This window comes from Streptosporangium sp. NPDC000239 (genome assembly GCF_040300765.1).
Classification (GTDB): domain Bacteria; phylum Actinomycetota; class Actinomycetes; order Streptosporangiales; family Streptosporangiaceae; genus Streptosporangium.
In genome coordinates this window covers 1,138,800-1,151,477 of sequence record NZ_JBEPEI010000001.1, presented here as the reverse complement: position 1 = coordinate 1,151,477, position 12,678 = coordinate 1,138,800, and the positions used below count along the sequence as shown (strand labels likewise).

The following is a 12,678-nucleotide window of genomic DNA, read 5'->3' as shown; positions in this document are numbered from 1 at the left end:
ACGAAATTTCGAGAGATATTTCAAGCACCCACGCACCCAACCCGGGATTGGTCTAGTCCATATCGAAAACTATGAATTTCTTCTGCACCCAAGACGGCCAATCCTTGCCAGAACAGCAATAAAGTTGATTCTTTCGCGATCGGTGACCTGTTCGTCCCTTTCGATGGGGAACACACTCGGTGCAAGGCACCCAGGGGACGACAAGGAGTGACGATGAACGATCGCCTCAAGGGAGCCGCAGACGAGCTGCGGCGAGAGTGGCAGACCGACCCTCGTTGGGCGGGTACCGAGCGGACCTTCACGGCCGAGGACGTGGTTCGACTCCGGGGCTCCGTCCAGGAGGAGCACACTCTCGCCCGGCTCGGTTCCGAGCGGCTTTGGAAACTGCTCCACACCGAGGACTACGTGCACGCCCTCGGCGCGCTGACCGGCAACCAGGCCGTTCAGCAGGTCAAGGCCGGGCTGAAGGCCATATACCTGTCAGGCTGGCAGGTGGCCGCCGACGCCAACCTGGGCGGGCAGACCTACCCCGACCAGAGCCTCTACCCCGCCAACTCGGTTCCGGCCGTGGTGCGCCGCATCAACAACGCGCTGCTGCGCGCCGACCAGATCACCTGGTCGGAGGAGGAGCGCGACGCCCCCCACTGGCTGGCCCCGATCGTGGCCGACGCCGAGGCGGGTTTCGGCGGAGTGCTCAACGCCTTCGAGCTGATGAAGGGCATGATCGCCGCGGGTGCGGCGGGCGTGCACTGGGAGGACCAGCTCGCCTCGGAGAAGAAGTGCGGCCACCTGGGCGGAAAGGTGCTCATCCCCACCGGCCAGCACGTCAAGACGCTCAACGCGGCCCGTCTCGCGGCCGACGTCGCGGGCGTCCCCTCGGTGATCATCGCGCGGACCGACGCCCAGGCCGCGACGCTCCTGACCACCGACGTCGACCCCCGTGACCAGGCCTTCACCACCGGCGAGCGCACCGCGGAGGGGTTCTACCGCGTCCGCAACGGCGTCGCCGCCTGCATCGCACGGGGCCTGGCCTACGCCCCCTACGCCGACCTGCTGTGGATGGAGACCTCGACTCCGGACCTGGACGTCGCCCGCCGGTTCGCCGAGGCCGTCAAGACCGTCTACCCCGACCAGATGCTCGCCTACAACTGCTCGCCCTCGTTCAACTGGAAGAAGCACCTCGACGACTCCACGATCTCCAAGTTCCAGCGCGAGCTGGGGCACATGGGATACAAGTTCCAGTTCATCACGCTGGCGGGCTTCCACTCGCTCAACTACTCGATGTTCGACCTGGCCAGGAGGTACGCCGAGGAGGGCATGACCGCCTATGTCGGCCTCCAGGAGGCCGAGTTCGCCGCGGAGCGACGCGGCTACACCGCCACCCGCCACCAGCGCGAGGTCGGCACCGGATACTTCGACCTGGTCAGCACGGCCGTGGCGCCGGACTCCTCGACCACGGCCCTCAGGGGCTCGACCGAGGAGGAGCAGTTCGAGACGGCTCACTGACCCCTCGGACAAGGGCCCGCCCGGGCGCCTCCAGGGCATGGGATCGCTCCCCGGGCGGGCCCGGCCACCAGGTCGTCGCGTGAGGCCCCGCCGTACGGATCTCCCGAGTCCGTACGGCGGGGCCTTCGCCGTGTTCCGCCTCAGGGCGTCGTTCAGCTCGTCGTCCCGCTCACCAGGGCCCTGATCAGCCTGCGCCGCTGCTGCGCTCCCAGGCCGCCGAGACGGCGGGTCTCGTCGACCTCGGCCCGCTGCATGAGCTGGGCCGCCTTGATGCTGCCGATCCCCGGCAGGGCGCGCAGCGCCTGCGAGACCTTGATGCGCCTGGCGATCTCGTCGTTCCTGGAGAGCAGCTGCTCAAGACTGATCGATCCCGCCTTGACCTCGGCCAGAAGCCTGGCCCTGGCGACACGGGTCTCGGCGGCCTTGGCGAGAGCCGCCTGACGCTGTTCGGGGGTTAGCTTGGGCAGAACCATGTTGATTTCTCCCTGATTACTTGGATTAAGACCGTCTGTTACCCAGAGCACAACGGCTAATCACCGACGGAAGCGGTCAAACCACATGGCTTACGGGACCTATCACGATATGCCCGGTTGGTTACCCCGGCCTTACCTGACTGTTCGTAGCCTCGACTCCATGGGGATCTGGCGAGGGCCGGACGGCATCGAGGTCGAGGCGGTCGTGCTCAACGATCGACCGTGCCTGCGTGTCACCCGGCGGGTCGGCGAACGGCGGGTTCTGCTGGCGTACTGCCTGGACGTGCGCGAGGTCGGCGAGCACGTCGATCTCGCCGAGCTCGTCGCGACATAGGACGACACGGGAGTGGTGGAGGCCGCTCACACGCCCGGCGCGGTTTCACAGATCACGGTCACGTCCGATCCGGTACCCGTGTGAACTTTCACGGCCCGTGAGACGTCCGAGTAGTGGGAGGCCCGAATGGAAGTTCTGGACGGCCTCGTCGACGAAGACCTCCGCCTGGAGCTCATCCTCGTCGAGGCCTTGTACGGGGAAGCGGAACGGCTGGCCGCCCAGTCGGACCGCTGAAGGCCCCAGGTGCCTGCCGTCCCCCCATGGGACGGCAGGCACCTCCCCGACGATGAGGGGAATGGCGTTAACTGTCCCCATGAACAAGCGCGAGCTGATCGAGAAGGCCGCGGCCGAGGCGGGACTCACCAGGAGGCAGACCGCGGCGGCCCTCGAAGCGATCCTGGGAACCATCCAGACAGCCGTCGCGGCCGAGGAGAAGGTCGCGATCCCAGGCTTCGGTTCCTTCGAGATCGTCCACAAACCCGCACGGACCGGCCGTAACCCACAGACCGGGGAACCCCTGGAGATCGCCGAGACCTGGACCGCGAGGTTCAAGCCGAGCCCGGGGTTCATGGGCCTCATCCGCCAGCGCAAGAAGGACTGACCCCACCGGGCGCGGAACCGGCAGGTCCCGCGTCAGCTCCGTACGGCCACAGCCGACCAGCGTCCTTCGTGCCGGCCGACCCGCAGCGGCCTGCCGAAGCAGCCGGACAGGTTCTCCTCCGTCAGCACCCGCTCGACCGGCCCCGCCGCGCAGATCCGCGACTCGCGCATCAGCAGAGCGTGGGTCGTGGTCGCGGGCACCTCCTCAAGGTGGTGGGTGACCGTGACCGTGGTCAGCGCGGGCCGGGTCATGGCGAGGCCCTCCACCGCGGTGATCAGGTCCTCCCGGGCCGGAAGGTCGAGCCCGGCGAACGGCTCGTCGAGCAGCAGGAGAACCGGATCGGCCATCAACGCCCTGGCGACGCGGATCCTGGCCCGTTCTCCCTGCGAGCAGACCCGGAAGAGCCGCTCAGCCAGCTCCCCGCAGCCCATCTCGCCCAGCATCCGGTGGGCGCGTTCGTGCTCCTCGGGCCGGTAACGGTCCCACAGCGGGGCGCTCGTGCCGGTGTGACCGGTCAGCACGACCGTGTGGGCGCTCGCGCCCTCCTCCTCAAGCAGTTCCTCGTCGACGAGCCGCTGGCTCGCGGCGACCAGGCCGATGTGGCGGCGCAGTTCCCGCAGGTCCATCCGGCCAAGCCGCTGGCCGAGCACGGTCACCGTGCCCTCCGTCGGATGCCGTACGGCCGCCGCCAGCGACAGCAGAGTCGTCTTGCCCGCGCCGTTCGGCCCGAGCACCACCCAGTGCTCGCCGTACCCGACCCGCCAGTCGACCCCGTCCAGCAACGTCCCACCGACCACCCGGACACCGACGCCGCTCAACTCGACCGCACCCGGCGCGAGTCCGCCCACAGGCCTCCCCCTCCGACTCGACACGCGCCGATCACCCTAACGGACGCCCCGGCGGGATCACTCCCCGGACTTGAGGGCGGGCGCCGCGCTCGACGAGGGGAGGGACGGCGGCACCGCCGTGGAGCCTCCCGTGACGGGGGCGACGCTCTCGCTCCCCCCCACCTGCGGGACCGGGGTGAGGAACGACTTGGACTCACCCGGGCTCGCCGGGCACTCCACGCCCTTGTCCAGGGTGCCCGCGCAGCCGACCGGCTCCTCCGCCTCGGCGGTTTCCCTGGTCCACCGCGGGAGCCGCGACCACCGCGGAAGCCTCGGATAACGCCTCGGATAGTGCTGTGGTCTGGCGAACCCCGGCTCCTCGAAGGCGGGCGGAAGAGCAGGGGGCTCCGTGACGCCGGCCGTGGGTGTGGCGACCGGAGCGGCCGGAACCGCCGAGACGACCGGGACCGCCGACGCCCCCGGGGCCACCGGGGTCGGCGGCGGCGGCCCCTTCGGCGTGGCGGGCCGCCCCGTCTCCCTCCGGGCACGCTCCGCCGGGCTCCCGTGGACCGGTGCGATCACCGCGGGAAGCTCCCCCACCTCGGGATCGGCGTACGGCCTGGCCCCTCCCCTGGCCGCCGCCAAGACCGTGACGGCCGCCATGACGAGGGTGGCCAGCGCCGCGAAACCCGCCTGTGTCCGGTGCGGCCGTCGCTGCGGCACCGTCTTCGCCACCCGGTGGGAGGCGGAACCCGCCCCGACCGAGGGGCGCTCCCCGCCCGCCCCGCTTTCCGCCCTCACCGGGAACGACCCCTGCCCCGCCCCGCCCCGGGGCCACGGCACCGGGGTCCAGATCCACCCGAGCACCTCGGCGACCGCCACGCGGAGATTCCCCGGGGCGCCGACCCCTCCCGCGGCGAGCAACGCGCCGAGCAGGTCGGCGGCGCCCGGCCGCCGCGCGGGATCCTTGGCGAGCGCGGCCTCGACCACCGGGCGCAGCCTCTCGGGAAGACCGGTCAGCTCCGGCGGATCGGCCAGCACGCGGCGGGCCAGCGCCTCGGCGTCCCCCGCGCCGAAGGGATGGGAGCCGGTGGCGGCGTAGGCGACCAGGCATCCCCAGGCGAAGACGTCGGAGGCGGGCAGCGCGGGCCCACCGGTGAGCCGCTCCGGCGCGACCCAGCCGGGACTGCCCATGACCTGCCCCGCCTCGGTGTGCGCGACGAGGGTGTCGACGCCCCTGGCGATGCCGAAGTCGATCAGCCTCGGCCCCTCCTCCGAAAGCAGCACGTTGCCCGGCTTGAGGTCGCGGTGGACCAGGCCCGCCTCGTGCACCGCGACCAGCGCGGCCGCCACCCCCAGGGCGACGCCGTAGGCGAGGTCGGCGGACAGCGGCCCCACCCGGGCCATCACCTCCGACAGCGCGGGACCGGGGATGTACTCGCAGACGAGGTACTGGCGGTCGCCGTCCACACCGTCCTCGTAGACCCGCGCGGTGCAGAAGGGCACCACCCGCCGGGAGTTGACGATCTCCTCGGCGAAACGCGCGCGCAGGGTGACGTCGCCGAGGTGGGCCGGGTGCGGGGTCTTGAGCGCGACCACGTCCCCGTTCGGACGCTCGGCCAGGTAGACCACGCCCATGCCCCCGGCCCCCAGCCGTCCGAGCAGCCGGTGGCCGCCGACCGCGATCGGATCTCCTGACGTGAGGGGCCGCACGCCGGGCGGCATGCCGTACCTGGGACCAGTTCCGCCACGTGCCATCCTGGTTGAACCTCTCGTGTACGCGATGCGGCACACACACTGTGACGAACCCGGGAGCCCGCCGCCCGCGCCCCAGACCTAAGGGATGCGAAAGGTAAGGGGAATCATCCCTAACGGTAATCAACCTGTGACGCCATGTGACCGAGGAGACGGAAAAACCCGTTGCCCCGATCAAGATCGGCGACAACGATAGGACGGTTGTCCCGACGCTTCCCGGGGAGGCCGCCTTCCTTCTCTACCTTCACATCGCCTGGTACGGCTTCCGCCGCCACTTCGCCTACCGGTCCGCCGCCCTCGCCGGGGCCTTCACCAACACCGTCTTCGGCATCCTGCGCGCCTACGTGCTGATCGCCCTGTGGACCGCCCGGCCCGGCCTGGCGGGCTACGACCTCGCCGACGCCGTGACCTTCTGCTTCCTCAGCCAGGCCTTCATCGGGCCGATGCAGGTCTTCGGCGGAGGTCTGCAGCTGGCCGAACGCGTGCGCAACGGAGACGTGGCCGTCGACCTCGTCCGTCCGGCCTCGCTACAGCTGTGGAGTCTCTCCGACGACGTGGGCAGGGCCGCCCACCTGTTCCTGCTGCGCAGCCTGCCGCCGACGGTCGTCGGCGCGGTGCTCTTCGAACTGGTCCTGCCCCCCGGCCCCGCCGCCTGGCTCTCCTTCGCCGCGGGCTTCGCACTCGGGGTCGTCGTCAGTTTCGCCTGGCGCTACCTCATCGCGCTCTCCGCCTGCTGGCTCGTCGACGACAGGGGCGCGCAGTCGTTGTCACTGGTCCTGACGTTCTTCTTCAGCGGCATGGTTCTGCCGCTGAACCTGTTCCCCGGCTGGCTCGGCGACCTCGCCCGCGTGCTGCCCTGGTCGGCGATGGTCCAGGTCCCCGCCGACCTCTATCTCGGCAAGCGCGACATCCTCGACGCCCTGGGCTTCCAGGCCGCCTGGGCGGTCGCCCTGCTCGCCCTCGGCGCCCTGGCGACCTCCGCCGCCCGCCGCAAGGTCGTGATCCAGGGTGGTTGACATGGTCAGGACCTATCTCCTGCTCGCCTGGACCTGGCTGCGGGCCTCCGCCCAGTATCCGGGGCCGCTGATCACGATGGCCGTGAGCTCGTTCGCCATCAACATGCTCGACGTCCTGGCGATCTGGGTGATCTTCGAACACACCCCCTCGCTCGCCGGATTCGGCCTGTCCGAGGTCATGTTCCTGTACGGCACGTCGAGCCTGGCCTTCGGGGTGAGCGACATGCTCTTCGGCAACCTGGACCGGCTCAGCCAGCACATCAGGACGGGCGGGTTCGACACCATGCTCATCCGTCCGGCGAGCGCCTTCGTCCAGATGGCCGTCGACCGCTTCAGTGTGCACCGCTTCGGCAGGGTCACCCAGGCCGCGGTCGTGCTCGCCATCGCCCTGCCGGGACTCGGCCTGCCCTGGAACAGGGCCTGGGCGATCCCGCCGATGATCCTGTGCGGAATCGTCATCTTCTCCTCTCTCTTCGCCCTGGCCGGCGCGGCGCAGTTCCTGCTGACCGACGCGCCCGAGGTGGCCAACGCCTTCACCTACGGCGGCAACGCGCTCACCCAGTACCCGCTGAACGTCTACAGCCGCGACCTCGTCAGAGGAGTCACCTTCGTCGTGCCACTGGCCTTCGTGAACTGGCAGCCCACACTGTTCGTGCTGGACCGGCCCGACCCGCTCGGCCTGCCGTACTGGCTGCGTTTCGCCTCCCCGCTCGCCGCGCTGACGCTGGCCGCCGTCGCCGCGTTCGCCTGGCGGGCGGGCGTCCGCCGCTACCGCTCGACAGGGAGCTGACACGACATGATCGAGGTTCAGGGAGTCGGCCGCTCGTTCACCGTCGGCCGCCGCAGCGCGCGTAAGACGGTGCACGCCGTACGGGACCTGTCGTTCACGGTCGGGGCCGGGGAGTTCGTCGGCTATCTCGGGCCGAACGGCGCGGGCAAGTCGACCACCATCAAGATGCTCACCGGCATTCTCGCGCCGACCGCGGGCCGCATCGAGGTGGCCGGGTTCGACCCGGCCCGGCGTCGTACGGCTCTCGCGCGCAGGATCGGCGTGGTCTTCGGCCAGCGGACCACCCTGTGGTGGGACCTGCCGCTGCGGGACAGCTTCGAACTGATCCGGCACCTTTACAAAGTAGATCGCGTTGCCTTCCGGGAGAGGCTTGAGGAGTTGTCCTGCCTGCTCGGCCTGGAGTCCTTCATGACCACCCCGGTCCGCCAGCTCAGCCTGGGGCAGCGCATGCGCGGTGACGTCACCGCGGCCCTGCTGCACGACCCCGCCGTGCTCGTGCTCGACGAGCCGACCATCGGCCTGGACGTGGTCAGCAAGGCCGCCATGCGGGATTTCCTGAGCCGCCGCAACGCCGAGCACGGCACCACCGTCCTGCTCACCACCCACGACCTGGGCGACATCGAGCGGCTCTGCCGCCGGGTGATGCTCATCGACCACGGCCGCCTGACGTTCGACGGCACCCTCGACGACCTGCGCGCGACCGTTCCCGAGGAGAAGTCCATCGAGGACGTGGTCGCCCGTCTCTACACCGGCGGAACCGCGCCGGCCGCGGAACCGTCCGGCTGAGCGTCGTCGCGGGGACGGTGACCGGCCCGCTCTGGGAACGGGCCGGTCACCGGCCCGCGGCTGGACGCCGCCGGGGAGCGGGACGCCGGGGCGCAGGCACCGGCGCGGAGCCGGGGACGTCCGTCACCGCGGGCGACGCCCGACGCGCGCGCCCCAGCGGTCAGGGGGATGGGAGCGCACGCCGGGCTGGAGGGGTGGGTCCGGGGTCAGGCCGTGAGATTGACGTAGTAGCTGGAGTAACCGTTCAGATCGACCAGGCGGGCGCCGACCCGCCGCGCGGCGGTGCTGCCGACGTTCAGGCAGGAGTCGAAGGCGTCCCGGTAGACGTAGAACGGGCCGTGGGAGCCGGTCCACACCGCGCCGTCGGCGGCCTCGGCGTAGAAGGCGGCATAGCGGTTGCCCGTGTTGAGGACGTAGGCCTCACCTCCCGGGTCGACGGCCCACCAGCCCCGGGTGCCCCACTGTCCCTGGTCGCGGCAGTCGTCCGGGCTGTAGAACATGATCGCGATCCATGCCCTGGCGGTGTAGCGGTTGCGGAAGTGCAGCTCCATGACCTATCCCTCCGGCTCCGCGAAGCGCTGGGTCAGCGGCCTGCCGTCCGGCCGCTCCTCGGCCAGCGGGGGCAGGTGGCCACCGGCGCCCGTCGTGGCGGTGACGCCCTCGGCGGCGCCCGGGCGCGCGTCGGTCTCACCGACGCGCGATCCCGTCTCTCCGGCGAACGCCACCCGGGGGTCGGGGCGACGCTCGGTGCCGTTGTCGGGCATGCCTCACCTCTGTCTCGCGAGCACGTAGGGTGATCGGTAAACAACGTACAGTTACGCAACGGGTGTGTAAAGAGGAGTTCCGGCGCATCCGACGCCCACGGCGCCATATTCCGGGCAGAGTCCGGAAAGATCTTCCCCGGGCCGTCCGCGCCCCGGCTTTCGCGTCCGTGCCCGGCCGTGAGCCCGGAACGGCGGGGGAGGCCGGAGCGTGAGAGCATATGGGCGTCATGCATGCCCGCCTCCCGTTACGCCTCATGCGCACGGCCGCCTTCTCGGCCGTCTGCGTGACGCTCGCCGTGCTCGGCCATCTGGCCGCGGGCGGCTCGGGGCCCGAGTCGTGGGCGGTCGCGGCCGGTGGCGCCACGGTCATGGCGTTGACGGCGGCGCTGGCCGGTCGTGAACGGTCGGCGACGACGATCGGCGTGACCCTGTCCGGCATGCAACTGTTCCTACACGAACTGTTCGCCTTCGACGACCCCTCGGGGATCTCGCTGGCCGTACACGGCCACGGCGGCAGGCTGGGCGAGGGCCTCGGCATGATCATCGCGCACCTCACCGCGACGCTGATCACCGGCTGGTGGCTGTCACGCGGCGAGGCCGCCCTGTGGGCGCTGCTGCGCGCCGCCGGACGGCGGCTCGGCGCGGCCCTGCGCCTGCTCCCGCTGCCCTCGATCCCCGCTCCTGCGCGCACGGTGCCCGCCACCGTCGCCCCCGTCCCCGCCGGGCGGCTGCTCCGCCATACCGTCAGCAGACGCGGTCCTCCACTTCCCGCCGTCTGAGATCACCTGACACCTGTGTCACCTGTCACCGCCGGAACAGAACACGAAGTATCGAAGTGGAGTCTCCAAGCATGTCCCTTTCCTCAGTGTGCCGCCGTGCCGCCGCCGTGACCGCCGGCGCCGTCGCGCTCACCATCGGCCTGGCGCTGCCCGCCCTCGCGCACGTGAGCATCAACCCGGGAACCGCGGAACAGGGCGGGTTCACCAAGGTCGCCTTCCGGGTGCCGAACGAGCGTGACAACGCCTCAACCGAGAAGGTGGAGGTGGAGTTCCCCACCGACCACCCGCTGCCGTTCGTCTCGGTCAAGCCGGTACCCGGCTGGGACGTCAAGGTGGTAACCGGCAAGCTTCCCAAGCCGGTGACGACCGAGTACGGCGAGATCACCGAGGCCGTCACGAAGGTCACCTGGTCGGGCGGGAAGATCGGCCCCAGCCAGTTCCAGGAGTTCGAGGTCTCCATGGGGATGCTCCCCAAGGACACCGACCAGCTCACCTTCCCCACCACCCAGACCTACACCGGTGGTGAGGTCGTCAAGTGGGCCGACCCGCCCAAGGCCGACGGCTCCGAGGCCGACCGCCCGGTCCCGACCCTGAGGCTCACCCCCTCGACCGGGGGTGACGAGCACGGCGCCGGAGCGGCCAGCCCGTCCGCCACGGCCACCGTGGCCGCCCACGAGTCCGAGGCCGCCAAGCCCGCCGCGCAGGCGTCCTCCTCGGACGGCACCGCACGGCTGCTGGGCGGGGCCGGCCTGCTGGCCGGAGTCGTGGGCGTCGTGGTCGGCGTGCTCGGCCTGCGCCGTGGAGGACGCGCCTCCTGACCCGCCGGTGAGGCGCTCCGGCGGGAGGCTCGTGGAGAGGCTTCCGCGGAGAGGCCTCGGCGGAGACGAGAACAGACGGCGGGGGCCCGCGGATCGATTCCGCGGGCCCCCGCCTCCGTCTCCCCAGACCGGGTCAGCCGCTGATGTCCTTGCCGCTGAACCTGGCCCACGCGATCGAACCGAAGATCACGATGTAGGCGCCGAACACCAGCAGCCCCTGTCCCATCTCCCCGGTGGCGACCGGGTCTCGCAACACCCCGTCGAAACCGCTCCACCAGCTCGACAGCAGGTACGGCCGCAGCCCGGACAACTGCGGGATGACCCCGAGCACCTGGGCGACGATGACCAGCACCACGGTCGCGGCGATGGCGCCGATGGCGATCTCCGTCAGCGTCGAGAACGCCAGCGAGATCGCCGCCAGCGCCGCCATTCCCGCCGCGACGTACAGCACGACGAGCCCGATCCTCAGCAGCCCCTCGGCCATGGGGATCGTCCCGCCGGACAGCAGGGTGATCGGCCCCGCCGGGAACAACAGCAGCCCGGTGAGCAGCGCCGACGACGCGACCGCCGCCACGGCCGCCAGGCAGAAGATCACCGCGTTGGCGTACTTGACCACCAGCAGCCTGGTGCGGCCCACCGGAACCGCCAGCAGGTAGCGCAGCGTGCCGATGCCCGCCTCCCCCGCGATCGAGTCCCCGGCGACCACCGCGACCGAGACCGGCAGCAGCAACTGCACCAGCAGGGAGAGCGCGGCGAAGGTGAGGAACAGCCCGTTGCCGGTGATCTGGGTGAAGACGCCGGGAGCGCCGTCACCGGGCTCGGGTCCGCCGAACGCCCTGAGCGCGACGCCGAGCAGCACCGGCACCAGGACGAGCACCCCCAGCATGGCGAGGTTCCTCGGCCTGCGGAAGGTCAGCCCGACCTCGGAGAAGAGGAAGCGCATGAGACCGCGCCTCTTTGCGACGCCTTCGGCGTCGCGGGCTTGGGCGCTTTCGGGTCGGCGCTTTCCCTCGTCGTTCGTCCGCTGCGCTCCCTCACTCCTCAGTCCAAGCGCCGACGCGCCCAAGCCGGAGTCCTTCGCGCTGTCTTCCTTGGTGCGGGTCAGGCCGGGGGTGGGGCCTTCTAAGGCGTCGGTTTCGGAGGGCGGGGTGTCCTTCTCTCGGGTGTTCTGGGGGGCGGTCATTGTCTGGTTCGGGGAACCCTTCTCAGCCGGCGACATCGAAACCCTCTCCGGTCAGGCCGACGAACACGTCCTCAAGACTTGGGCGGCGTACGGCCAGGCCGCGCACCGCGACACCGGCGGTGACCAGTTCGGCGCAGATCCGCTCGGCGGCCTTCTCACCCAGTTCCGCGCTCACCTCGTCCTCGCGGTCCTCGCCGAGCCGTACTCCCGCCAGGCCCAGGTCCGCCAGCACGGCCGCCGCGGCCGCGACGTCCGGTGTCTCGACGCTGATCCTGACCGCCTCCGCGGCTCTGAGGGTGGCCAGAGGACCCTGGGCGGCCAGCCGTCCGGCCCGCATCACGGCCACGTGGGAGCACATCTGCTCGATCTCGGCCAGCAGGTGGGAGGAGACGAACACGGTCGTGCCCTCCGCCGCGATCTCCTTGACCAGGCCGCGCACCTCCCTGGTGCCCTGCGGGTCGAGGCCGTTGGTCGGCTCGTCGAGGATCAGCAGTTCCCTGGGCCGCAGCAACGCGGCGGCGATCGCCAGGCGCTGACGCATGCCGAGGGAGTAGGCGCGGTAACGCTTGCGGGCGGCGGCCGTGAGCCCGACCCTTTCGAGGGCCTCACCGATCCTGGCCGAGGCGGTACGGGGATCGACCGTGAGGTCGGCCGCGTCGTAGCGGCGCAGGTTGGCCTCACCGGACAGGTAGGGATAGAAGGACGGCCCCTCCACCAGCGCGCCCACCTTCGGCAGCGCCGTCCGCAGGCCGTCCGGCATGGCGGTGCCGAGCAGTTCCCAGCCGCCCTCCGAGGGGGCGACCAGGCCGAGGAGCATACGGATCGTCGTGGTCTTTCCCGAGCCGTTGGGGCCGAGGAACCCGAAGACGCTTCCCTTCGGCACGGCAAGGTCCAGGTGGTCGACGGCCACCTGTCCGCCCCTGAAGCGTTTGGTCAGTCCGCGGGTGACGATCGAGTAGTCCTCCGTGCGGGCCTCGGGAGGCACAGCGGAGGAAGCGGAGGAGGATCTGTCCTCCTGGACGGTCAGCATGGCTCTCCCATCGTCG

At 70.7% G+C, this 12,678-nt stretch carries 15 protein-coding genes; 8 read left to right on the top strand and 7 right to left on the bottom strand.

The genetic code is table 11. The features are described from left to right. Window positions 1-213: 213 nt before the first annotated feature. Window positions 214-1,506 carry an isocitrate lyase gene (gene aceA, locus ABT340_RS05300; RefSeq protein ID WP_352009391.1) on the top strand — a complete coding sequence of 431 codons (1,293 nt, stop codon included), beginning with the start codon at window positions 214-216 and terminating at the stop codon, window positions 1,504-1,506. Window positions 1,507-1,658: 152 nt separating this feature from the next. On the opposite strand, the gene mihF is transcribed toward aceA, so the two are convergent. Continuing rightward, window positions 1,659-1,979 carry an integration host factor, actinobacterial type gene (gene mihF, locus ABT340_RS05295; RefSeq protein ID WP_352009390.1) on the bottom strand — a complete coding sequence of 107 codons (321 nt, stop codon included), beginning with the start codon at window positions 1,977-1,979 and terminating at the stop codon, window positions 1,659-1,661. Window positions 1,980-2,139: 160 nt separating this feature from the next. Between mihF and ABT340_RS05290 the strand changes: the two genes are divergently transcribed. Both ABT340_RS05290 and ABT340_RS05285 read left to right on the top strand, forming a co-directional pair. Then, entirely contained in the window at window positions 2,140-2,313 is a 174-nt protein-coding gene (locus tag ABT340_RS05290) for a hypothetical protein (RefSeq protein WP_352009389.1), read from the top strand. Between the two features lie 313 nt (window positions 2,314-2,626). Beyond that, window positions 2,627-2,914: an HU family DNA-binding protein gene (locus tag ABT340_RS05285; RefSeq protein ID WP_184714124.1), complete on the top strand. Its 288-nt coding sequence runs from the start codon at window positions 2,627-2,629 to the stop codon at window positions 2,912-2,914. A gap of 32 nt (window positions 2,915-2,946) precedes the next feature. Here ABT340_RS05285 and ABT340_RS05280 read toward each other — a convergent pair whose 3' ends face one another. Both ABT340_RS05280 and ABT340_RS05275 read right to left on the bottom strand, forming a co-directional pair. Next, window positions 2,947-3,762, bottom strand: a complete 816-nt coding sequence (locus ABT340_RS05280) for an ABC transporter ATP-binding protein (RefSeq protein WP_352009388.1) — start codon at window positions 3,760-3,762, stop codon at window positions 2,947-2,949. Window positions 3,763-3,819: 57 nt separating this feature from the next. Further along, window positions 3,820-5,454, bottom strand: coding sequence for a protein kinase domain-containing protein (locus ABT340_RS05275; RefSeq protein ID WP_352009387.1), 1,635 nt, complete (start codon window positions 5,452-5,454; stop codon window positions 3,820-3,822). 182 nt (window positions 5,455-5,636) lie between these two features. On the opposite strand from ABT340_RS05275, the gene ABT340_RS05270 reads away from it, so the two are divergent. Genes ABT340_RS05270 through ABT340_RS05260 form a run of 3 tightly spaced genes read left to right on the top strand, consistent with a single transcriptional unit; the run spans window position 5,637 to window position 8,088 of the window. Beyond that, complete coding sequence (locus tag ABT340_RS05270) at window positions 5,637-6,512, top strand: ABC transporter permease (protein WP_352009386.1); 876 nt, start codon at window positions 5,637-5,639, stop codon at window positions 6,510-6,512. A 1-nt stretch (window position 6,513) separates the two neighbouring features. Continuing rightward, entirely contained in the window at window positions 6,514-7,302 is a 789-nt protein-coding gene (locus ABT340_RS05265) for an ABC transporter permease (protein WP_352009385.1), read from the top strand. Between the two features lie 6 nt (window positions 7,303-7,308). After that, entirely contained in the window at window positions 7,309-8,088 is a 780-nt protein-coding gene (locus ABT340_RS05260) for an ABC transporter ATP-binding protein (protein WP_352009384.1), read from the top strand. Between the two features lie 206 nt (window positions 8,089-8,294). On the opposite strand, the gene ABT340_RS05255 is transcribed toward ABT340_RS05260, so the two are convergent. Continuing rightward, window positions 8,295-8,639, bottom strand: a complete 345-nt coding sequence (locus ABT340_RS05255) for a DUF1036 domain-containing protein (RefSeq protein ID WP_352009383.1) — start codon at window positions 8,637-8,639, stop codon at window positions 8,295-8,297. Window positions 8,640-8,642: 3 nt separating this feature from the next. Then, window positions 8,643-8,852 carry a hypothetical protein gene (locus ABT340_RS05250; protein ID WP_352009382.1) on the bottom strand — a complete coding sequence of 70 codons (210 nt, stop codon included), beginning with the start codon at window positions 8,850-8,852 and terminating at the stop codon, window positions 8,643-8,645. Between the two features lie 254 nt (window positions 8,853-9,106). Between ABT340_RS05250 and ABT340_RS05245 the strand changes: the two genes are divergently transcribed. Beyond that, a complete protein-coding gene (locus ABT340_RS05245; protein WP_352009381.1) occupies window positions 9,107-9,631 on the top strand; it encodes an MFS transporter in 525 nt (174 codons plus the stop codon). A gap of 71 nt (window positions 9,632-9,702) precedes the next feature. Then, complete coding sequence (locus tag ABT340_RS05240; protein ID WP_352009380.1) at window positions 9,703-10,449, top strand: YcnI family copper-binding membrane protein; 747 nt, start codon at window positions 9,703-9,705, stop codon at window positions 10,447-10,449. Window positions 10,450-10,582: 133 nt separating this feature from the next. On the opposite strand, the gene ABT340_RS05235 is transcribed toward ABT340_RS05240, so the two are convergent. Together ABT340_RS05235 and ABT340_RS05230 are read right to left on the bottom strand one after the other, a co-directional pair. Next, window positions 10,583-11,392 carry a DUF2705 family protein gene (locus ABT340_RS05235; RefSeq protein WP_352009379.1) on the bottom strand — a complete coding sequence of 270 codons (810 nt, stop codon included), beginning with the start codon at window positions 11,390-11,392 and terminating at the stop codon, window positions 10,583-10,585. Between the two features lie 262 nt (window positions 11,393-11,654). Next, window positions 11,655-12,662, bottom strand: coding sequence for an ABC transporter ATP-binding protein (locus ABT340_RS05230; RefSeq protein WP_352009378.1), 1,008 nt, complete (start codon window positions 12,660-12,662; stop codon window positions 11,655-11,657). Window positions 12,663-12,678 lie beyond the last annotated feature (16 nt).

Coding starts and splice junctions, on each gene's coding strand:
- ABT340_RS05285 (WP_184714124.1), top strand. CDS start 2,627: ATGAACAAGCGCGAGCTGATCGAGAAGGCCGCGGCCGAGGCGGGACTC.
- ABT340_RS05235 (WP_352009379.1), bottom strand. CDS start 11,392: ATGCGCTTCCTCTTCTCCGAGGTCGGGCTGACCTTCCGCAGGCCGAGG.
- ABT340_RS05240 (WP_352009380.1), top strand. CDS start 9,703: ATGTCCCTTTCCTCAGTGTGCCGCCGTGCCGCCGCCGTGACCGCCGGC.
- ABT340_RS05290 (WP_352009389.1), top strand. CDS start 2,140: ATGGGGATCTGGCGAGGGCCGGACGGCATCGAGGTCGAGGCGGTCGTG.
- ABT340_RS05255 (WP_352009383.1), bottom strand. CDS start 8,639: ATGGAGCTGCACTTCCGCAACCGCTACACCGCCAGGGCATGGATCGCG.
- mihF (WP_352009390.1), bottom strand. CDS start 1,979: ATGGTTCTGCCCAAGCTAACCCCCGAACAGCGTCAGGCGGCTCTCGCC.
- ABT340_RS05265 (WP_352009385.1), top strand. CDS start 6,514: ATGGTCAGGACCTATCTCCTGCTCGCCTGGACCTGGCTGCGGGCCTCC.
- ABT340_RS05260 (WP_352009384.1), top strand. CDS start 7,309: ATGATCGAGGTTCAGGGAGTCGGCCGCTCGTTCACCGTCGGCCGCCGC.
- ABT340_RS05245 (WP_352009381.1), top strand. CDS start 9,107: ATGCGCACGGCCGCCTTCTCGGCCGTCTGCGTGACGCTCGCCGTGCTC.
- ABT340_RS05230 (WP_352009378.1), bottom strand. CDS start 12,662: ATGCTGACCGTCCAGGAGGACAGATCCTCCTCCGCTTCCTCCGCTGTG.
- aceA (WP_352009391.1), top strand. CDS start 214: ATGAACGATCGCCTCAAGGGAGCCGCAGACGAGCTGCGGCGAGAGTGG.
- ABT340_RS05250 (WP_352009382.1), bottom strand. CDS start 8,852: ATGCCCGACAACGGCACCGAGCGTCGCCCCGACCCCCGGGTGGCGTTC.